The following is a 20,310-nucleotide window of genomic DNA, read 5'->3' on the forward strand; positions in this document are numbered from 1 at the left end:
GTTTTCCGCGAGAGGCGTCCCCCGAGGTTCCATAAAAACAACAATCGGAGACCGATCTCATGAGCCAGGAACTGCGGCTTGTCCGGCGCATCACGTTGAAACTGATTCCCTTCCTGATCCTGCTGTACCTGATCGCCTATGTGGATCGCTCTGCCGTCGGCTTCGCCAAGCTGCACATGGGCGCCGACATCGGTATCGGCGATGCCGCCTACGGCCTTGGCGCCGGGCTGTTTTTCATCGGCTACTTTCTGTTTGAAATCCCCAGCAACCTGATGCTCGAACGCTTCGGCGCGCGGCGCTGGTTTGCGCGGATCATGATCACCTGGGGCGCGATCACCATCGGCATGGCCTTCGTTCAGGGCCCGCACAGTTTCTACGTGATGCGCTTTCTGCTCGGCGCGGCGGAGGCGGGTTTCTTTCCCGGCGTTCTTTACTACATCACCCAATGGTTCCCGGTGCGCCATCGCGGCAAGATCCTCGGGCTGTTCATCCTGTCCCAACCCATCGCGATGATGATCACCGGCCCCGTTTCGGGCGGTTTGCTGGGCATGGACGGCATCCTCGGCCTGCATGGCTGGCAGTGGCTGTTCATCGTCATCGGCACCCCGGCGATCCTGCTGACCTGGCCGGTATTGCGCTGGCTGCCGGACGGCCCGCAACAAGTGAAATGGATGGATCAGTCCGAGAAGGACTGGCTGACCGGCGAGTTGAAAAAGGACCTGCAGGAATACGGCCAGACGCGTCACGGCAATCCGCTGCATGCGCTGAAAGACAAACGCGTGTTGCTGCTGGCGCTGTTCTACCTGCCGGTGACCCTGAGCATCTATGGCCTGGGCCTGTGGTTGCCGACCCTGATCAAACAGTTTGGCGGCAGTGATCTGGTCACCGGTTTCGTGTCCTCGGTGCCGTACATCTTCGGGATCATCGGCCTGCTGATCATTCCGCGCAGTTCCGACCGTTTGAACGACCGTTACGGCCATCTCGCGGTGCTCTATGTGCTGGGTGCCATGGGCCTGTTCCTCAGCGCCTGGCTGTCCTTGCCGGTGGCGCAACTGGCGGCGTTGTGTCTGGTGGCGTTTGCGCTGTTTTCCTGCACGGCGGTGTTCTGGACGCTGCCGGGCCGATTCTTTGCCGGTGCCAGCGCGGCGGCCGGGATCGCCTTGATCAACTCGGTGGGCAACCTCGGCGGTTACATCGGCCCGTTCGTGATCGGCGCGCTGAAGGAATACACCGGCAACCTCGCTTCGGGCCTGTACTTCCTGTCCGGGGTGATGGTGTTCGGGCTGATTCTGACGGGCGTCGTTTATCGCGTGCTGGAGCGCAAGCATGTGCTGCCGGTTGACCAATTCGCCGCCAGCGCACGGGGTGCGACGCGCACCTGAATCTGCAGAACCATACATAACCTATGTGGGAGCGGGCTTGCNNNNCCCGCTCCCACATAGGGACGGCGCTGAACTCAGGATTTGTATAGAGGAGAGGATTTATGCATCTGGTTCAATTCGAATTGAGTAACGGCGAGCGCCGTGTCGGGGTGGTCGAGGGCGGTCTGGTGCATGAAGTGCAGGATGCGCGCACGGTTCGTGATCTGGCACTGGCGGCAATCGAGGCCGGCAACATGCTCGCGCAGCAAGTGCAGACCCTCGGCCTGGGCATCAGCCATGATTACGCCGAGTTGCTGGCCCAACTGCGCATCCTGCCGCCGTTAGATCACCCGGACCCGGCGCACCTGCTGGTCAGCGGCACCGGCCTTACGCACCTCGGCAGCGCGTCGGCCCGGGACAAGATGCACCAGCAGGCCGGCGAAGAAGCGGCGATGACCGACACCATGCGCATCTTCAAGTGGGGCGTGGAGGGCGGCAAACCGGCGGCGGGGCAGGCCGGAGTGCAGCCGGAGTGGTTCTACAAGGGCGACGGCAGCATTGTCGTGCGTCCTGGCCAGCCGTTCCCGCTGCCGCCGTTTGCCGAAGACGCCGGCGAGGAGCCGGAGATGGCCGGCCTCTACATCATCGGCCACGACGGCAGGCCGTATCGCCTCGGGTTTGCGGTGGGCAACGAGTTCTCCGATCACGTCATGGAACGCAAGAATTACCTGTACCTGGCCCACTCCAAGCTGCGCAGTTGCAGCTACGGCCCGGAACTTCGCACGGGTGAATTGCCTCAACACCTGGCGGGCACCAGTCGCATCCTGCGCGACGGCGAAGTGCTGTGGCAGAACGAATTCCTCAGCGGCGAGGCCAACATGTGCCACAGCCTGGCGAACCTCGAATACCACCACTTCAAGTACCGCCAGTTCCTGCGTCCTGGCGACGTACACATTCACTTCTTCGGCACCGCGACCCTGTCGTTTGCCGATGGCATCCGTACTCAACCGGGCGACGTGTTCGAAATCAGCCAGGCTGAATTCGGCGCACCGCTGGTCAACGGCATCGCCCCGGTTGCATCGGCATTTGAACCGGACAGCATCGGCACCCTTTAAGGAGATCCCATGACTCAGATTCTCGGTCACAACTACATCGGCGGTCGTCGCAGCGCGGCGGGCAACGTCAAGCTGCAAAGCGTCGACGCCACCACGGGCGAAGCACTGCCCCACGATTTCATTCAGGCCACGGAAGCGGAAGTCGACGCTGCCGCCAAGGCCGCTGCGGCGGCGTATCCGGCGTATCGCAGCCTCAGCGCCGAACGCCGCGCGCAGTTTCTCGATGCAATCGCCGATGAGCTGGACGCACTGGGTGATGATTTCGTCGCCGTGGTCTGCCGCGAAACCGCGCTGCCGGCCGGGCGGATTCAAGGCGAAAGAGGGCGCACCAGCGGTCAGATGCGCTTGTTCGCCAAAGTCCTGCGACGCGGTGATTTCTACGGTGCACGCATCGACCTGCCATTGCCGGATCGTCAGCCGTTGCCGCGTCCGGATCTGCGTCAGTACCGTATCGGCCTGGGGCCGGTGGCGGTGTTCGGCGCCAGCAATTTTCCGCTGGCGTTCTCTACTGCTGGCGGCGATACCGCGTCGGCGCTGGCGGCCGGTTGCCCGGTGGTGTTCAAGGCTCACAGCGGTCATATGGCCACAGCCGAACTCGTCGCCGACGCGTTGATCCGTGCAGCAGAAAAAACCGCTATGCCGGCCGGTGTGTTCAACATGATCTACGGCGGTGGCGTCGGCGAATGGCTGGTCAAGCATCCTGCGATTCTGGCCGTGGGTTTCACCGGCTCGCTGCGCGGCGGACGGGCGCTGTGTGACATGGCGGCCGCGCGGCCTCAGCCAATCCCGGTATTTGCCGAGATGTCGAGCATCAACCCGGTGATCGTGTTGCCCCAGGCACTGGCCGTACGTTCGGAAACCGTCGCCCGCGATCTGACCGCGTCGGTGGTGCAGGGCTGCGGTCAGTTCTGTACCAACCCGGGCCTGGTGATCGGCATTCGCTCAGCGCAATTCACCGCGTTCGTCGAGCAAGTCGCGGCGCTGATCGGCGATCAACCGGCGCAAACCATGCTCAATGCCGGGACGCTGGGCAGCTATGGCAAAGGCCTGGAAAAACTCTTGGCGCACGCCGGCATCGAGCATCTGGCGGGCAATCCGCAGCAGGGCAATCAGGCGCAGCCGCAGTTGTTCAAGGCCGATGTCAGCCTGCTGATCGATGGCGATGAAGTGCTGCAGGAAGAAGTGTTCGGCCCGACCACGGTGATTGTCGAAGTGGCCGACAAGGCGCAGTTGAGCGCGGCGTTGCAGGGCCTGCACGGGCAACTGACGGCGACCATCATCGGCGAGCAGACGGATTTCGAGCACTTCCCGGAGCTGACGCCGTTGCTGGAACAGAAGGTCGGACGGATCCTTCTCAATGGTTATCCGACCGGTGTCGAAGTCTGTGATTCGATGGTTCACGGCGGGCCGTATCCGGCGACCTCCGATGCTCGCGGCACCTCGGTGGGTACGCTGGCGATCGATCGTTTCCTGCGTCCGGTGTGCTTCCAGAACTACCCCGACAGTCTGCTGCCGGAACCGCTGAAAAACGCCAACCCGTTGCGCATACAGCGGCTGGTGGATGGCAAGCCATCGCGCGACGCCCTTTAACTCACACCCCATGATCGTTCCCACGTCGAGGCGTCGAACCGTCCGCGTGGGAATGCAGCCCGGGACGCTCTGCGTCCCATTCGAGAGCTGGAACGCGGGGCGTCCCTTAAGGCATTCCCACGCAGAGCGTGGGAACGATCAAGAGCGGGGCTTTGAGCTATCATTGCCCCTTTCCCCCTGAAAGACATGATTGCCATGACTGCCGTAACCGACACCCTTCTCAACGCCCTCGAACACTGCGGTATGGTCGAAATCGACGGCCTGCACGCTTTCGAATTCGCCCTCGACGAAGACGACAACCTGCACATCGAATGCATCGATGGCCGGGCAGCCAAGCATTGGGAGTTCACCCCGGCGCAGGTGGCAGCGGCGACGTTTGATCAAGATTTGCAGAGTTGGCTGATCGTCGGTTTTTCCAGCGACACCAAAACCGTTGGCGAGCACCGCTTGGTGTGCCTCGGTGATGTACTGAGCAGCGCCGACGACGAGGAAGAAACCGAATGAACATGCGTAAATTCTGGCCATTGCTGATGGCCGGCAGCGTCGGCGCGATGGGCCTTTCCAGTGCCTCGGCCGAGAGCTTCCAGTTTTTGGTGGGCTCCTACACCGCTGACACCAGCGAAGGCATTTACCGGATGAACTTCAACAGCGCCACCGGCCAGATCGACGCCAAGCCGCTGCAAGTGATCAAGAGCGAAAACCCGTCGTGGCTGACCCTGTCGAAGGATCAGCGTCGGCTGTTCGTGGTCAACGAAAACGGCCCTGGGCAGAAAGACCCGGTCGGTCGCGTCAGCAGCTATGCCATCGATCCGAAAACCCACGCGCTGAGCTTGATCAATCAGGTCCAGAGCCTGGGCAACGAGCCGACCCATTCCAGCCTCAGCGGCGACGCCAGCCATCTGTTCGTCAGCAACTATTCGGTGATGGAAGATCCGGGCGGCACCCTCGCGGTATTGCCGGTGGGCAGCGACGGCAAGCTCAAACCGGTGGTGCAGATGAGCGCGCACCCGGCAAGCCGGATCAATCTCGAGCGTCAGGCCTCGAACCACGTGCACTCGACGGTTTCCTCGCCGGACGGTCGTTATGTGTTCTCCAATGACCTGGGCGCGGACAAGGTCTTTGTCTACCTGTTCGATCCCAAGGCCAACCCGGACTTGCCATTGACGCCGGCGATGACCGCTTCTGTGCCTTTGCCCGCCGGCAGCGGCCCGCGTCATCTGTTGTTCAGCGCCGACGGCAAACACGCCTGGCTGACCATGGAAATGAGCGCCCAGGTTGCGGTGTTCGATTACCACGACGGCGTGCTGACCCAGACGCAACTGGTCGATCTGGCGGCCGGTCAACCGACCTCGGACAAGGCCGCCGCCGCGCTGCACGCGTCCGCCGACGGCAAATTCCTCTACGTCAGCAACCGTGGCACCGCCAATCAGCTGCTGGTGTTCGCTATCGATCCGGCGTCCGGTCAGCTCAAAGAGTTGCAGCGACGTTCGGTGGAAGGCGATCACCCCCGTGAGTTCAGCCTCGACCCAAGCGGCAAATTCCTGCTGATCGCCAATCAGAAGAGCAACCAGATTGTCGTGGTCGAGCGCGACGACAAGACCGGTCTGTTGGGCAAAACCGTGCAAAAACTGCCGATGGACGCCCCGAGCGACATCAAGTTTCTCGTGCGTCAATAAGCCGCAGGCCCCGTTCTACGGGGCCTGAAGCTTTGTATTAATCCTGCTGATAACAGGTAATGTTGCAAAGCATTTCAAGCGATCAACCCTCGAGCGTTAAGTTTGCTCCACGGCCCAACCGGGCAAGCAATCCAACTGAACACGAGGGTTACCGCCATGAACTTCAATCTCTTCTCCGTAATTGCCGCTTCCGCCATCTCCGCCACCGTGGCTCTGCCAGCCAGTGCCAACGTTGAAATCAGCGACAAAAAATCCCACACCCAGAGCTATACCCAGAAATACCTGCAACAAAGCGCCAACTTCTACGCCGCGCTGGATCACAAAGCTCAACACTGAAATTTCCGTTACGCCCTGGAACTGCCCAAGGCTGCGATCCTTTGATCTTGTTTCCTGAAAAGCAAAATCAAAAGATCGCAGCCTTGGGCAGTTTTTGTCTGCGCCGCGACCAACGATAGCTATTTTCAAACGACGAGATAGATCGGCTAAATAATCAACGAAGCTGATGGTTACTATGGAAAACCCTGAGTGGATACCCCGGCTTTTTTGATCGATTCTGTGGACCTCGAAACGTTGTCCACGGAGCACACATCATGGCCAGTTCAATCATCACTTCCGCCAAACGCGGCGCCTACGTGGCCATCGGTCTGTACCTGGTCATGGTGCTGTTTGTCAGTCTGGCGTCGCAGTCGCAGCACAGCTTCGAAGCACCGATCGACGTTGCACATCCCGGCATCCAGTTCGAACTTCGCTCACAAAACGCAGCGGTCGGTTCAGCTGAACTCGCGGGAGTCGGCGGAGCATGAAAGGCTACAGACTCTGGGTCATTGCCGGACTGGCGTTCATGACCAACGGCGCTTCCCTGTTGGGATTCGGCCAAGGCTCGGTCGGCGGGCTGGCCCGGGCCATAGAGGCCAACCACAACATCGCGCACAACATCGAACGGGCCAATGCGCTGGGGCTGCTGGCCGGCAATCCGCCAGCGAAAACCGCCAGCGGTTTTCTCGGCCCGTTCGAAGTGGATTGCTCGGCCATCGGCATGTGTGAAGTGCTGGCGTAACGCGCCTACTTTTTCATGATGCCGGTGAACAGCTCCGATTCCAGAAACCGCTGCAACCAGGCCTGCAACCGCACGTAAGGCGTCTGCGCAAACCAGTCACGATCAACATGGGCGAACTGGCGAACGAACGGCAACAGCGCGATGTCGGCCAGGCTTGGATGCGCGGTCAACAAGTAATCGCGACCCTCGAGCAGCTCATCGAGCCGCTGCAAGAACAACGCACCTTCCGCCCGATAAACCTCCATCGGCTGTTCCGGATAACGCTCGGCGTACTTGTAGCGATTCAAGTGCACCTTGAACACTTGATCGTTGGCCTCGATCAACTCGGCGATCCTTGAATCGCCACCCAGCAACCAGTTATCCGGATCATTCTGCGCCAGCGCCCAGTGCATGATCTCCAGGCTCTCGTCGATCACCTGACCGTCCGCGTCCAGCACCGGCACCGTGCCCTTGGGCGAGATCGCCAGCATCTGGGCCGGTTTGGCCTTGAGGCTGACTTCGACGATCTCCACCGGCACGCCCGAATAACGCAGGGCCATCCGTGCCCGCATCGCGTACGGGCAGCGGCGGAACGAATACAGCGTGTTCATTTCACCTCCAGCGTGCTCAAACCGTTGCCCTGGCGCTGCACCTGAATCTGCACCGGAATCCGTTCGTGCATTTCCTGCACGTGGGAAATCACCGCGACCTTGCGGCCCTGCGCCTGCAAGCCGTCGAGGGCGTCCATGGCCAGTTGCAGGGATTCCGGATCGAGACTGCCGAAGCCTTCGTCGATGAACAGCGATTCGATCTTCAACGTACTCGACGCCATCGAGGCCAGGCCCAGGGCGAGGGCCAGCGACACCAGAAACGTTTCGCCACCGGACAGCGAATGCACCGAGCGCAGTTCGTCGCCCATTTCGGTGTCCATCACCAGCAGGCCGAGCATGCTGCCGCCGCGCTTGAGGCGGTAGCGCTTGACCAGTTGCCGCAGCTGCACGTTGGCGTGATGCACCAGCAGGTCGAGGTTGTAAGCCTGGGCGATCTTGCGGAAGGTGTCGCCAGTGGCCGAGCCGATCAGCGCATTGAGCCGCGCCCAGCGCTGATATTCGGCATAGGCATCGGCGATCTGCTGCGCGAGCGCCTGATTGGCGTTCTGGCGGCGCTGGTCTTCGGCCTGCTCGGCGCGCAGTTCGGCGCATTGCTGTTCGCTGGCCGTGCACTGGTTTTGCAGGTCGGCGAGGGCGCTGGCGAGTTGTTCGGCGTCCAGGTTGCCGTTGTGTTGGCCCTGATGTTCGAGCAGACGCTGATCGCGTTCCTGCACCAACACCGTGGCCTGTTCAACGGCTTTTTCGTTGCGCTGCAAGCGCTGGCGCAGTTCATCAACTTGCGCGTCATCAATCCGCAGCAGGTCTTCGAGGCCGCCGTCATCCAGCTCCGGATGACGGGCGCGCCAGTCGGCAATCTTGCCGGCCAGTTCGCGGTCTTCGGTTTCCAGCGCTTGCAGACGCTCCTGCTGTGCTTTGAGTTCAGCGCCGATTTGCACCAGCTGCGTACGCGCTTCCTGTAGCGCCTGAGTCGTCGTGGATTCGGCGTTGCGCGCCTGTTCCACGGCCTGTTCCAGTTGCTGCTGCCAATGCTCGGCGCAGGTGTGCTCGCCGAGCAGTTGCGCCAGTTTTTCCTGGCTGGCGAGTTGCTGTTCGGTCAGCGTGTTGAGTTGCTGTTCAGCGTTTTGCAGCTGCTGCACACGGCCCTGTTGGCGGTCCTGTTCTTTCTCGAGCGTCTGCTGGCGTTGTTGCTGTTCGGCCAGCTCTTCCTTCTGCTGATCGACTTGCGCCAGACGTTCGGCAATCTGCCGGTCAAGCTGCATGAAGGTGGCAGCCGGGTCGGCGCGCAGGGCGTCGAGGGTGTCGCTGGGCAGCAGTGTGGCGAAGGCCGCCAGCTCTTCGTCCAGACGCTGGCGGTCAGCGCTCAGTTCGCGTTGCTGATTGCTCAGGTGCTGCGCCGCTTGCTGGTGCGCCGTCTCGGCCTGACGCAATTGCTGGGTCAGTCGCGCCGCATCCTGTTGCAGCGTGAGCAGGGCTGTCTGGCGTTGTTCGTCCTGGGTGATGCTCTGGTTCAGTTGTTCATTCTGGCGAGTCAGCCACGCGGCGCGTTTGTCACTGTCCTGATTCAGCAAGGACGCCGCCAGCGGATGCGCCTCGATGCTCGGCGTCAGCGATTGTTGCTGAGCAGCCAGTTGTTCCTGCTGTTGCAGCAACTCTTTCTGTTGGGCAATCACGCCACCGACACTGGCGCGCAGCTCGGTGAGTTTTTCCTTCAGTTGATCGACTGCTTGCTGCGCGCTGGCCTGCTCGCTTTCATCGTGACGGCCGAGGCTTTGCAGCAGGGCTTCCGGCTGATGATACGGATGCTCGTTGCTGCCGCAGACCGGGCACGGCTGGTCGTCCTGCAACTGCGCGCGCAGCTCTTCGACACTGGCACTGCGGGCCAGGCGCTGACGCTCGAGCAGTTCACGGGTGACGTTGAGGGTCTGTTCGGCGACGGTCAGCTCGGATTTGGTCTTCACCCCGTCCTGGGTCAGGCGCTCGCGTTCCTGTTGCGCATCGAGCTGACGCTGTTGCAGCTCGGCACTGCGTTTGTCCAGCTCCTGCTGACTGGCCCACAGGCGCGTCAGGTCCTCGACGGCGCGCAATTGCTTGCGGTTGTCCTGCAACAGATTGCCGAGGATGCCGATCTGCTCGGCGACCGCGTCCGGTTCGGCGCCGGCCTCCTTGAACAGCACTTCCAGCTGCTGCTTTTGCGTGGCGAGCGCTTCGCTGGCGCGGGCGGCGTTTTCTTCGAGGGAAGCGAGTTCGCTTTCGCCCTTGCTCAACCGATTGCCGATCAGCATCAGTTGCTGCAAACGGTCGCGATAGGCATTCCACGCTTCGCTCAACGGTGCCAAGTGAGCGCTTTGCTCAAGATCGACGGCGATGCGCTGCAAGCGTTCGGCGACCTGTTTTTGCTGATCGAGCAGGGACTGGATCGTGCTTTGGCCCTGGGCGCAGGCCTGCTCTGCGGCTTGCTTCGCTTCGGCGCCGGACGTAACGTCCTTGGCGAGGCGGGCGAGGGTGCTTTGCTCCTCGAAAGCCTGGCGCAACAGCGGTGCGCTTTCGCTCAGTTGCGTTTGCGCCTGGGTCAGGGCGATCTGCGCTGCGGCGAGATCCTGTTCCAGTCGTGTCTGGCGCTCGGTCAGTTCGCTTTGTTGCCGGGTGTGCGCGCTGATCTGTTCCGCCAGTGGCGTCAGCAGTACATCCAGTTCGGTTTTGCGGGCGAACTGGTGCCGTTGCGGGGCGAGCTGTTCCAGGCGTGTCAGTTTCAGACGTTCACCGGCCAGCGATTCGCGTTCATGCTCGGCGCTGCGTAGTTGTTCAGCGGCGGCTAGCTGCGAGTCTTGCAGCCGCAACAGCTCCTTGAGCCAGTCGTGCTGTTGCTCGATCTGCTTGAGCTGCGCCTGCTGCAACTTCAGTTGTTGCTGGGCGGCATTGAAGCGCTCGTCCAGCTCCGCGCGGGCCTCGGGGGCCAGCGGAGTTACGCCGGTGGCCTGATCCTGCAACTGCTTGTGGGCTTCGCGGGCCTCTTTGGTCTTGTCGAACGCGCGACGGCCGAGGCGGGTGTAGAGCGCGGTGTCGGTGAGTTTTTCCAGCAGTTCGCTGCGGTCGTTGTCGTCGGCCTTGAGGAACGCACTGAACTCGCTCTGGGCCAGCAGCACGGCGCGGGTGAACTGTTCGAAGTTCAGGCCCAGCGCGGCCTCGAGCTGAGTCTTGTACTCGCCTTTCTGGCTGGCGAGCAGTTGATCCTGATCGATGTCGCGCAGGCTCTGACGGCTGGCCTGCAACTTGCCGCCGGCCTTTTCCCGGGCGCGGTTGGCTTCCCAGCGCGCGCGATAGCGACGGCCATCGACGCCGACAAAGTCAACCTCGGCAAACCCTTCGCCCGTACCACGGCGCAGCAGGGTGCGCGGGTCACCCGTGGCGATTTCGCCGTCGGCGTCCGGCACCTTGGCGTCACGCCCGGTGTTGTTCAGTCGCGGCACGGCACCGAACAGCGCCAGGCACAAGGCGTCGAGCAGGGTACTTTTACCGGCGCCGGTCGGGCCGGTGATGGCGAACAGGCCGGCGCTGGCCAGCGGTTCGGCGGTGAAATCGATTTCGAACGGGCCCGCCAGTGAGGCGAGGTTCTTCAAACGAATGGCGAGAATCTTCATGGCTGCTCGCCCTCCATCTGTACGTCTTGCAGCAGTTCGGCGAAGTCCTTGAGGGTTTGCTCGTCGACTTCGCTGCCGTAGTTGTCGAGCCAGGCGCGGCTGAACAATTCCTGCGGCGTGAGTTGGTCCAGTTCGATCAGCGCGCTGCCGTCTTCGGCGCCATCAGCGCCACGGTTGCCGGCGTATTCGGCAGCGATCCGTACCAGTCGCACAGCCTTGCCTTGCAAGGCGCTTTCGACCTGATGGCGCAGATCCGGTTGTGGCTCGTCGAGGCGCACCCGCACTTCCAGCCATGGCTGGCGCTGGGTTTCGGCCAGCAGGTCGATGTTCGGCAGGTCCGCCAGTTGCAGCAGGATCTCCGCCAATGGTGCAGGGCCGAGGCGTTGCAGATTGACGGAGCGGGGGATCAGCATTGGCTCGACGCTGACCAGGGTTTCGCCGTCCAGAACGACGTCGAGCACCTGGTGCTGATAACTGATTTCCGAAAACGACAACGGGATCGGCGAGCCGCTGTAGCGAATTCTTTCTTCGCCATTGACCTTCTGCGGCTTGTGCAAATGGCCGAGGGCGACATAGCTGATGCTCGGCCCGAACAGGCTGGCAGGCAGCGCTTCGGCGTTGCCGATGATCAGGCTGCGTTCGGAGTCTTCCGACACCGAGCCGCCAGCCATGTGCGCATGGCTGATGGCGACCAGCGCCTGGCCCGGTTGGCGCTTGGCGTTCGCCGCTTCGATCAGCCATTCATGCACCTGGCCAATGCCGCGCAAATAGTTGTCGCCCAGATGCGCGCCGGTGACCTCGGCAGGCCGCAGGAACGGCAGCGCCAGGCACCACGCGGCGACTTCGCCGGACGCATTCGGCAACGGCAACAACAGACGTTCCGCATCCAGTTGCCCGTCATCCAGCCACAACACCCGACCCAGCGCATGGGTGCGCAAACGCCGCATCAACGGCGCGGGCAGCTCGATCCGCGAACCGGAATCGTGGTTGCCGGCGATCATCACGATGGTCAGCAACGGCTGCTGTTCATGGGCGCTGACGATGAAATCGTAAAGGCGTTCCTGCGCTTTGACCGGCGGATTGACCGTGTCGAAGATGTCGCCGGCGATCAGCAGCACGTCCGGCTGCGCCAGCTTCAATTGGCGCAGCAGCCACTCGAGAAAACAGGCGTGCTCGAAATCGCGCTCCTGGCCGTGCAGGTTCTGCCCAAGGTGCCAGTCGGAGGTGTGAAACAGACGCAAGGCTGACTCCGCAATATAAAGAGGTGATGGCCGCCGGGATGAGAGGGCGGCGAAAGAGGGGAGAGTTTACTGGCAAAAACCTCGACCGGACTGCAACTACTTCGGATAAAGCGGCGGCAACCCACTGTCCCCCACCGGATCCTGTACCCGCTCCGCCGTCGGAATCGTCCGGATCGCCCGCCACAGATCCTCACCCTGCCAATGCTGCCCGGTCTCGCTGTACAACGCGCCGTTCAAGCCATCGAGCGCATCTGATAGCGGCACAAAGCGCGCCGCCATGTCCGCCAGGGTTTCCGGTTGCTGACGCGCCCAGGCGTCGAGGGCCTGGCGGGTGGCGTGGGGGTCGTTGGCCTGGCTGGCGCGTTTGATGTCGTCGAGCAGGGTGCGGGGGCTCGGGCCGGTTTGCGCGGCGCGCAGGATCGCCGGTTGCCAACGGGCACGCCACCAGAGGCCGAAGCCGAGCAGGGTGGTGCAGGCGAAAACGAACGTGCTGAGCTTCCACCACCACAAGGCTTCGCTGTCGGCGGCGCTGAGCGGTTGCGCGTTGCCGGCCGGGGTGTCGACTTGCAGGCTCGGGTTGTTCGCCACCTGCAGGGTGCGCGCCGGCAGGCTGGTGTGTTCCAGGTGATCTTCGAAGGTGTTCCACCAGACCACGTCCACCGTTGGCAACTCGATCGCGCCGCTGCGGCTCGGCACCAGCGCTTCACGTTCTTCGCGGCTGCCGATCAGGCCGCGGTCGCTGCTCTGGTTGTTCAGCACCGGTTGATCCGGGTAGCGGCGCAGGCCGTTGGCTTCGGTGGCGGGCAGGGCGGGCAGTTGCGAACTGGCCAGGCCTTCGACCTTGAGGGTCAGGCTGCGGGTCAGGGAGTCGCCGACCTGAGTGTGATCCGGCTCCGGGTTCCAGCTTTCGCTCAGGCTCAGGCTGCGGGCCGGCAGCCACGGCGCATCGCTGGGGTAGGTCATCGGTTTCGGTTTGACCGTCAGCGAAGTCGCGGCGGAGCTGATGTGCATCAGTTTGCCCGGTTTCGGCCCCTGCGCCGTAGCGTCCTGCGAGGGCTGGGTATCGACCAGTGTGGCGCTGAAGGTCTGCGGGGCGATGCTCAGCAAGCCGCTGTGCTGCGGATAGATCGCGTAGCGCATCTCGATCACGCCGTGGCGCACACCGTTGATGTCTTTTTCGTAGGTGCGCATGTCGCCCAGTTGCTCGATGCGCGCGTCGGCGATCTGCAACGGCGTCAGGCTGCTGTCATCGTACAGCGACACCGAATGGTAGATGCGCAACGTCAGGATGGCCTGGGCCTGCACGTAGACGCTGGTCTGGTCGAGGCTGGCTTCGATGAACACCGGTTCGCGGGCATTGTTCTCTTCGCGGGTGTCGCTCTCGATCACTTGCACGGTGATCGGCTGGCTCTCGACGTCGCCCAGTTTCAGCGGCGGAATTTCAACGCTGCCGTTCTGCTTGGGCAACAGGGTGATGATCCAGCGAGTGGTGGCGCGGTTGTCATCGTTGAGGGTGTTCAACTGGTTGACCTGACGCGTGCCGCGCACTTCGAACAGCGGCTCCAGTGGGCTCAGGTCCGGTTTGCCGAACTGCGTGACATCGTTGGATTCGAGGGTGAGTTCGACCGTCTCGCCGGAGTTCAGGCGACTGCGATCCACACTGGCCGTCAGCTCGGCCGCCTGGGCGGCGGCCGTGCAGATCAGCAGGGGCAGCAAGAGAGCGGTGAAACGGGTCATCGAATGTTTTCCTGATCCTGATGTTGTTGCTGTTCGTACCAGAATTTGCGTCGCAGCAGTTCGCCCGGATCATCCGGGATCTTGCCCAGCCATTGTTCCAGCGCCTGTTGTTGCTCGCCTTCGAGGGTGTCCTCATTGGGGCGCAGCAGCGGCGGGGTGTTCTGTTCCTCGCCCGGTTCGCTGTCCGGCAGCTCGTTGGCACCCGGCAGCGGCGGGATGGTCGCCGGCGGTTCGCTGGCGGACTCACCGGTTTGCGGTTCGCTCTGGGTTTCGCTTTTGACCGCTGGCGGCGGAGCGGTCGCTGGCGGTGGTTCATCGCCCGGTAGGTTTTGCTGCGCCGGTTTGTCTTGCGGTTCGGCTGGCGGCGGGGCGTTTTTCTGTTTCAGCAGGTTTTCCACCAGCGCCTTGTTGGTCAGGGCTGGACGCAGATCCGGCTGGCGTTCCAGGGCCTGTTCGTAGGCGTCCAGCGCAGCTTCCAGCTCGCCGCTTCTGGCCAGGGCATTGCCACGATTGTAGTGGGCGTGGGCGTCGTTGCCCTCGGCGAAACGCTGAGCGGCGCCACTGTAGTCGCCGGCCTCGTACAACGCCACCCCTTGCCATTGCGGATCTTCGAAATGCTTCGCCGCCTCGGCCGGGCGCTTCTGTTTGAGCAGGTGCAAGCCTTGTTGATCGGGACGCAGCCACAGGTCTTCGAAGTCGAAGGCATAGCTCGGTTGCGGCAACGCGAGCAGCAACGGCAGGCAGAACAGCCAGCCACGCCGCCCTGCGCACGCGGCGAGCAACAACAGCGGCAACAGCAGCCAGTAACCCTGATCGGCCCAGGTGTCGAGGCGCACGGTCTGGCCATCGTCGCGCAGGCTGCGCGGGCCATCGAGCAGGCCGAGGTCGCCCAGATCGGATTCATCCAGCCGTGCGCTGCGGTACTCGCCGCCGACCGCGTTGAGAAATGCGCCGAGGCCTGGGCTGTCGAGTTGCGGCACGCGGATTGCGCCCTGGGCATCCTTGAGGAAACTGCCGTCTTCCTGAGCAATCGGCGCGCCCTCGGCGGTGCCGACACCGAGCATCAACAACTGCGCCGATTGGCCACTGAGTGCCTGGCGAATGCCTTGGCGTTCTTCTTCCGACAGCGAAGAGCCGATCAGCAGAATCCGCCCCTGACCCAACGCACCCTGCTTGAGCAACGCCAACGCCTTGCTCACCGCCAGATCGGCGCGATGGCCGCTTTCCGGCATCAGCGAAGGCTTGAGCGCGTCGAGCAGATTGCGGCTGGTCGCCAAGTCATCCGACAGCGGCACCAGCGTATGGGCGCTGCCGGCGTAAACGACGATAGCGGTCTGGGCATCGCTGCGCACCTGCAACAGGTCGAACAGCTTGCGCCGGGCCTGTTCCAGTCGCGTTGGTGGCGAGTCGGTGGCGAGCATTTCCGGGGTCAGCTCCAGCACCACCACCAACGGGTCGGCGGGTTTCTGGCTGGTCTGTTCGACCCGTTCCCAGCTCGGCCCGAGCAACGCCAGAATCGTCAGCAGCCAGGCCACGCTCAGGGCGACCCACGGCAACTTGCTGTCACGACCGCTGCCACCACTGAGCAGCGTGGCGTGGAAGGCCGGCGGCAGAATCATCTGCCAGCGACCGGCGCGCTTCTGCCGGTGCCAGAGCTGCCAGATCAGCCAGCCGAGCACCGGCAGCAGCAATAGCCACCAGGGGCGGAACCAGTGCGGCCACAGGGCGATCATCGGCGCCTCCGCAAACGCAGGCGCTTGAGGCGTTCACGCCAGTCAGGCAGGGGGCTTTGCAGATACAGCTCCTTGGTGAACAGCCGTTGCAGCGGGTTGTCCGGCCACAACACTCGGGCCACCAGAAGAATGCTCAGCAGCAGCGCGAATGCCAATGGCCACTGATACAACGCCTGCGCCGGGCGGGCCTGGGTCGGTTGCTGAGTCACCGGTTCGAGCTGGTCGAGGGTGTCCTTGATCGCTTGCAGCTCCCTGCCATCGCGGGCACGGAAATAGCGCCCGCCGGTGACCTCGGCGATGGCCTTGAGTGCCGGCTCGTCGAGATCGAGGGTCGGGTTGCCGCCGAGCAACGCCGTGGCGCCGCTTTCTTCGGGATCGGCGCCGATGCCGATCGGGTAGATTTTCACGCCTTCGCTGGCGGCCAGTTTGGCGGCGGTCAGCGGGTCGATTTCGCCGCCATTGTTCGCGCCGTCGGTGACCAGAATCAGCACCCGGCTCTGGGCCGGACGCATGCGCAGGCGCTTCAGGGCCAGACCGATGGCGTCACCAATCGCGGTGTTCTTGCCGGCAATGCCGATCCGCGCTTCATCGAGCCAGACCCGAACGGTGCGCCGGTCAAACGTCAGGGGTGCTTGCAGATAAGCCTGGCTGCCAAACAGGATCAGACCGACGCGGTCGCCATCGCGGCTTTCGAGAAAATCACCGAGCAAATGCTGAACCAGCGACAGGCGACTGACGTCTTCGTCGTTCCATTGCATGTCCGGGAAATCCATCGAGCCGGACACGTCCACCGCCACCAGCAGATCACGGCCGCTGGCGGCAATCGGCAGCGGTTCGCCGAGCCATTGCGGGCGTGCGGCGGCGGTCAGCAACATCAGCCACAACAACAGAAACGGCGCCTGTTGGCGCCAGGCCGGCAGGTTGGCGCGGGCGCGACGGCGGGCGAGGCCTTCGAGGTCTCCCAGGAAACTCACTTTCAACGCCGGCTCGCCGCTGTCCGCCACCGGCAGCACGAGGCGCATCAGCCACGGCAGCGGCAACAGCAGAAAGATCCACGGCCAGGCGAACTCAAACATGTTTGCGGATCCAGGTGTCGACTGCCTGGGTCAGGCCGGCGATGGCTTTGTCGTCGAGTTTGCACTCGGGTTTGTAGGCGCCTTCGACGAGCACCATCCAGCGGGTCAGGCCGGCGGCCGGGCAACGGTTGTCGAGAAACGCCAGCCATTTGCGACCGTTGAGGGTATGACTCTGGCTGTAGGGATAGTGGTTGCGGCACAGGCGCTTGAGCAGGCCGTTGAGTTGCTGCAGCCAGGCCCCGGCCGGAGCGCCGTCGTAGGGTTTGGGCATCTGCGCCAGTTCGGCGAGTGCAGCGATGCGCACCGGGTCCAGTGGCAGTTCGGCGCGCACGACCGGTTTTTTCTTGATCGGAATGAAACGCCGCAGCCGCCAGACTGCAAAACCAATCACCGGCAACAGCAAAAGCAGCAGCCACCAGCCCGGTGCCGGCGGCCAGAAGGCAATCGGTGGCGGGGAGATCAGCGGTTGCAGTTGTTCGAGGCCGTTCATCGACCTTTCCCCGGGCGTTGCGGGTTAAGGAATTCGCGCATCTGTTCGACCATTTCGCTCTGGGTGCTCAGCGGCATCAGCAGCACGCGCAGCTTCTGCGCGAGCAGTTCCCAGCGCGCGATCCGCGCTTCAGCCTGGGCGCGGTAGGTCTGGCGCAGGTCGAAATTGAGGGTGTCGAGTTCCAGCTGCGCGCCGCGTTCGGCGAATCTCAGCAGTCCGGCGGCGGGCAGGGCGTGATCCAGCGGATCGGACAGCGGCAGCATCAACAGGTCGCAATGGCGCGACAGCAGGCTCAATTGCTGCTCGGCGCTGTCGGACAGTGCGCGCTCGTCGCAGATCACGATCACCAGACTGCCCGGTCGCAGCACTTCACGGGCCCGGCGCAACGCCACGCCAAACGCATCGCGATCCGGCTCCCGCTCGCTGTGCAGCGACTGGTTGACCTTCACCAGCCGGTTGAGCAGCTGCAACAGGCTCTGCTTGCTACGCCGTGGTTTGATTTCGTAATGCTCGTTGTCGCCGAACACCAGCCCGCCAACCCGGTCGTTGTGGCCCAGCGCCGCCCAACCGATCAGCGCTGCGGCCTGCGCCGCGAGCACCGACTTGAACATCAGCCCGGAGCCGAAAAACAGCCGCGTGCTTTGCTCGACCATGATGAAAATCGGCCGTTCGCGTTCTTCATGGAACAGCTTGGTGTGCGGTTCCTGCGTCCGCGCGGTGACGCGCCAGTCGATGGTGCGCACGTCGTCGCCGGCCTGATAGACCCGCACCTGATCGAAGTCGACGCCGCGACCACGGAATTTCGAGTGATGCAGGCCGATCAGCGGGCTGCGCTGGCTCGGCGTGGAAAACAGCTGCACTTCGCGCACGCGGTGACGCATCTCGATCAGCTCGGCGAGGCTGATGCGGATGCCCGGTTCGGACGGCAGGGAGGCGTTCATCGAGGTCAAGCGACGGCTACGACGTCGAGAATCCGTTGCACCACCCGATCCTGGTCGATGCCGGCGGCTTCGGCCTCGAACGACAGAATGATGCGGTGACGCAACACGTCGAACAGCACGGCCTGGATGTCTTCCGGGCTGACGAAGTCGCGACCGGCCAGCCAGGCGTGGGCGCGGGCGCAGCGGTCGAGGGCGATCGAGCCGCGCGGGCTGGCGCCGTAGGCGATCCACTCGGCCATTTCCGGGTCGAACTTGGCCGGGTTACGGGTCGCCATGACCAGCTGCACCAGGTATTCCTCCACGGCGTCCGCCATGTACAAGCCAAGGATTTCCTTGCGCGCGGCGAAGATCGCCTGCTGGCTGACCCGACGTTCAGGCTTGGTCTCGCCGTTGAGGGCTTCGCCCCTTGCCTGTTGCAGGATCCGGCGTTCGACAGCCGCGTCCGGGAAACCCATTTTCACGTGCATCAGGAAGCGGTCGAGCTGCGCTTCGGGCAGCGGGTAGGTGCCTTCCTGCTCGATCGGGTTCTGCGTGGCCATCACCAGGAACAGCGGCGACAGCTCGTATGTACTGCGCCCGACACTGACCTGACGTTCGGCCATGGCTTCGAGCAGCGCCGATTGCACCTTGGCCGGGGCACGGTTGATTTCGTCCGCCAGCACCAGGTTGTGGAAGATCGGCCCTTGCTGGAACACGAAACTGCCGGTTTCCGGGCGATAGATCTCGGTGCCGGTGATGTCGGCCGGCAGCAGGTCCGGAGTGAACTGGATGCGATGGAACTGGGCTTCGATGCCCTCGGCGAGCTCTTTGATCGCTTTGGTCTTGGCCAGACCCGGAGCGCCCTCGACCAGCATGTGGCCGTCGGCGAGCAGGGCGATGAGCAAGCGCTCGATGAGTTTTTCCTGGCCGAGAATCTGCGTTGAAAGAAAGGTTCGCAGCGCCAGCAGCGCTTCACGATGTTCCATCGATGACTGTTCCTGGAAAGGGTGGCCACAGGCGTTCGGATAACGCCGGGGCTGGGGGCGTTACTTTAATCCATCGCAGGGGGTGGCGACTAACGGCATTTTGCGCAAAGTGCGGGAAATGACCGGGGCAATTGTTGGGATTTTGTAGGGCGGGGGAGGTGCGGTGTTCTTTCGGGCCCTATCGCGAGCAGGCTCGCTCCCACAGTGACCGCGTTCTGTCAGTAAAACCCGGTCAATTGTGGGAGCGAGCCTGCTCGCGATAGGGCCAGTGCAGACACCATCAAATCTGGCTGATATAGGTGCCAGTACCATCAAGAATGTTTTTCAGGGTTTCCTCAACCTCGTCCAGATCCACCATATCCGGGTTGTAGGTGATTTCCAGCACATCATCCCCGTTCAGCGCATCGGCATCCGCCGCGGCTATTTCGATCTTCAGCAGTGTCCTGGTCAGGGTGACCTTGACGCCATCGAGCGTGGACGGCTCGCCATCCAGGGTGATCTCCAGCTCGTCCTCGTCCGGGTAACGGCTCATCAGGAACATGTCGCCCTTGTCGCTGTGGCAGCAGAGCATGGCCATGTTGTCTTCTTCGTCGTCGCACGGGTTGACAATCAAAAGGGCGGTGGTCATTTGCATGGGGAATTCCTGCCTCGGCGGGCGTGTTGGTCGCAATTGGGCGCGATTCTGCCAGTCCGCGGGAATTTCTGCATGTGAGAGTGTCAGAGGATGTGTCGTGAACGCGACACAGGTCAATGGTCATTCCTGGCACGCCTGTACCGTAAAAACGGGCATTCAGACCGGCGTTCCGCCCCATGAATGCTAGTGTTTACCGATGCGCAGGCCTTGGTTTACGTGCCAATGACCGAATATGTCGCAGCACCGCAAGCAGACACATTGTCGCACCCATTAAGCTGCGCAACGGATGAGCACCCGTAAAGGCATTGCCTGGGCCCCGCGAGCGGCGCCAGACAGTCGTTTTTGCAGATGCCCATTCATGGAAGGTGAATGTGACCTGAGTGTCTCGTCCAGCTTCACCCACCTGTCACCCTGTTTCCTCTGCCCGAGAATCAGGAACAGGGCGACGGAACGCCCCGAAAGGGGT

General features: G+C 62.9%; 18 protein-coding genes. 8 read left to right on the forward strand and 10 right to left on the reverse strand.

Translation table 11 applies throughout. The annotated features are described in order from the left end of the window. Positions 1 to 59 precede the first annotated feature (59 nt). The 8 genes from ACTJK9_RS03730 to ACTJK9_RS03765 all read left to right on the forward strand — a co-directional run bounded on the left by ACTJK9_RS03730 (position 60) and on the right by ACTJK9_RS03765 (position 6,799). A complete protein-coding gene (locus ACTJK9_RS03730) occupies positions 60 to 1,382 on the forward strand; it encodes an MFS transporter (RefSeq protein WP_440812211.1) in 1,323 nt (440 codons plus the stop codon). Positions 1,383 to 1,483: 101 nt separating this feature from the next. Then, the gene (araD1, locus tag ACTJK9_RS03735; protein ID WP_440812213.1) at positions 1,484 to 2,476 is read left to right on the forward strand and encodes an AraD1 family protein; all 993 of its coding nucleotides are present in this window, start codon (positions 1,484 to 1,486) and stop codon (positions 2,474 to 2,476) included. 9 nt (positions 2,477 to 2,485) lie between these two features. After that, positions 2,486 to 4,066 carry an aldehyde dehydrogenase (NADP(+)) gene (locus ACTJK9_RS03740; RefSeq protein WP_085610536.1) on the forward strand — a complete coding sequence of 527 codons (1,581 nt, stop codon included), beginning with the start codon at positions 2,486 to 2,488 and terminating at the stop codon, positions 4,064 to 4,066. A 195-nt stretch (positions 4,067 to 4,261) separates the two neighbouring features. Further along, on the forward strand, positions 4,262 to 4,570 hold the full coding sequence (locus ACTJK9_RS03745) for a DUF5629 family protein (RefSeq protein WP_085610688.1): 309 nt from the start codon (positions 4,262 to 4,264) through the stop codon (positions 4,568 to 4,570). Then, the gene (locus ACTJK9_RS03750; RefSeq protein WP_440812216.1) at positions 4,567 to 5,742 is read left to right on the forward strand and encodes a lactonase family protein; all 1,176 of its coding nucleotides are present in this window, start codon (positions 4,567 to 4,569) and stop codon (positions 5,740 to 5,742) included. Before ACTJK9_RS03745 ends, ACTJK9_RS03750 begins: the two co-directional genes overlap by 4 nt. Before the next feature lie 156 nt (positions 5,743 to 5,898). Continuing rightward, positions 5,899 to 6,078 (forward strand): hypothetical protein, encoded by a 180-nt coding sequence (locus tag ACTJK9_RS03755; RefSeq protein ID WP_007941320.1) that lies wholly within the window; start codon positions 5,899 to 5,901, stop codon positions 6,076 to 6,078. Between the two features lie 254 nt (positions 6,079 to 6,332). Continuing rightward, positions 6,333 to 6,545: a hypothetical protein gene (locus ACTJK9_RS03760; protein ID WP_064380404.1), complete on the forward strand. Its 213-nt coding sequence runs from the start codon at positions 6,333 to 6,335 to the stop codon at positions 6,543 to 6,545. Then, positions 6,542 to 6,799 carry a hypothetical protein gene (locus ACTJK9_RS03765; RefSeq protein WP_039766855.1) on the forward strand — a complete coding sequence of 86 codons (258 nt, stop codon included), beginning with the start codon at positions 6,542 to 6,544 and terminating at the stop codon, positions 6,797 to 6,799. The genes ACTJK9_RS03760 and ACTJK9_RS03765 overlap by 4 nt, the downstream gene beginning before the upstream one ends. 5 nt (positions 6,800 to 6,804) lie before the next feature. Here ACTJK9_RS03765 and ACTJK9_RS03770 read toward each other — a convergent pair whose 3' ends face one another. The 10 genes from ACTJK9_RS03770 to ACTJK9_RS03815 all read right to left on the reverse strand — a co-directional run bounded on the left by ACTJK9_RS03770 (position 6,805) and on the right by ACTJK9_RS03815 (position 19,844). Further along, entirely contained in the window at positions 6,805 to 7,389 is a 585-nt protein-coding gene (locus ACTJK9_RS03770; protein ID WP_440812221.1) for a glutathione S-transferase, read from the reverse strand. After that, positions 7,386 to 11,027: an AAA family ATPase gene (locus ACTJK9_RS03775; RefSeq protein WP_440812223.1), complete on the reverse strand. Its 3,642-nt coding sequence runs from the start codon at positions 11,025 to 11,027 to the stop codon at positions 7,386 to 7,388. The genes ACTJK9_RS03770 and ACTJK9_RS03775 overlap by 4 nt, the downstream gene beginning before the upstream one ends. Next, entirely contained in the window at positions 11,024 to 12,268 is a 1,245-nt protein-coding gene (locus ACTJK9_RS03780; RefSeq protein ID WP_440812226.1) for an exonuclease SbcCD subunit D C-terminal domain-containing protein, read from the reverse strand. Before ACTJK9_RS03780 ends, ACTJK9_RS03775 begins: the two co-directional genes overlap by 4 nt. 96 nt (positions 12,269 to 12,364) lie before the next feature. Further along, positions 12,365 to 14,005, reverse strand: coding sequence for a BatD family protein (locus tag ACTJK9_RS03785; RefSeq protein WP_221397515.1), 1,641 nt, complete (start codon positions 14,003 to 14,005; stop codon positions 12,365 to 12,367). Continuing rightward, positions 14,002 to 15,738 (reverse strand): tetratricopeptide repeat protein, encoded by a 1,737-nt coding sequence (locus tag ACTJK9_RS03790; RefSeq protein WP_440812228.1) that lies wholly within the window; start codon positions 15,736 to 15,738, stop codon positions 14,002 to 14,004. Before ACTJK9_RS03790 ends, ACTJK9_RS03785 begins: the two co-directional genes overlap by 4 nt. Further along, positions 15,735 to 16,814, reverse strand: coding sequence for a vWA domain-containing protein (locus tag ACTJK9_RS03795; RefSeq protein ID WP_085610528.1), 1,080 nt, complete (start codon positions 16,812 to 16,814; stop codon positions 15,735 to 15,737). Before ACTJK9_RS03795 ends, ACTJK9_RS03790 begins: the two co-directional genes overlap by 4 nt. Further along, complete coding sequence (locus tag ACTJK9_RS03800) at positions 16,807 to 17,304, reverse strand: DUF4381 domain-containing protein (protein ID WP_039766825.1); 498 nt, start codon at positions 17,302 to 17,304, stop codon at positions 16,807 to 16,809. Before ACTJK9_RS03800 ends, ACTJK9_RS03795 begins: the two co-directional genes overlap by 8 nt. After that, a complete protein-coding gene (locus ACTJK9_RS03805; RefSeq protein ID WP_007959332.1) occupies positions 17,301 to 18,245 on the reverse strand; it encodes a DUF58 domain-containing protein in 945 nt (314 codons plus the stop codon). The genes ACTJK9_RS03800 and ACTJK9_RS03805 overlap by 4 nt, the downstream gene beginning before the upstream one ends. Before the next feature lie 5 nt (positions 18,246 to 18,250). After that, complete coding sequence (locus ACTJK9_RS03810; protein WP_011334589.1) at positions 18,251 to 19,210, reverse strand: AAA family ATPase; 960 nt, start codon at positions 19,208 to 19,210, stop codon at positions 18,251 to 18,253. A 280-nt stretch (positions 19,211 to 19,490) separates the two neighbouring features. Further along, positions 19,491 to 19,844 carry a hypothetical protein gene (locus tag ACTJK9_RS03815; protein ID WP_440812232.1) on the reverse strand — a complete coding sequence of 118 codons (354 nt, stop codon included), beginning with the start codon at positions 19,842 to 19,844 and terminating at the stop codon, positions 19,491 to 19,493. Positions 19,845 to 20,310 lie beyond the last annotated feature (466 nt).

Origin of the sequence: Pseudomonas sp. 22082 (assembly GCF_052046055.1) — a bacterium.
GTDB classification, from domain to species: domain Bacteria; phylum Pseudomonadota; class Gammaproteobacteria; order Pseudomonadales; family Pseudomonadaceae; genus Aquipseudomonas; species Aquipseudomonas pharyngis.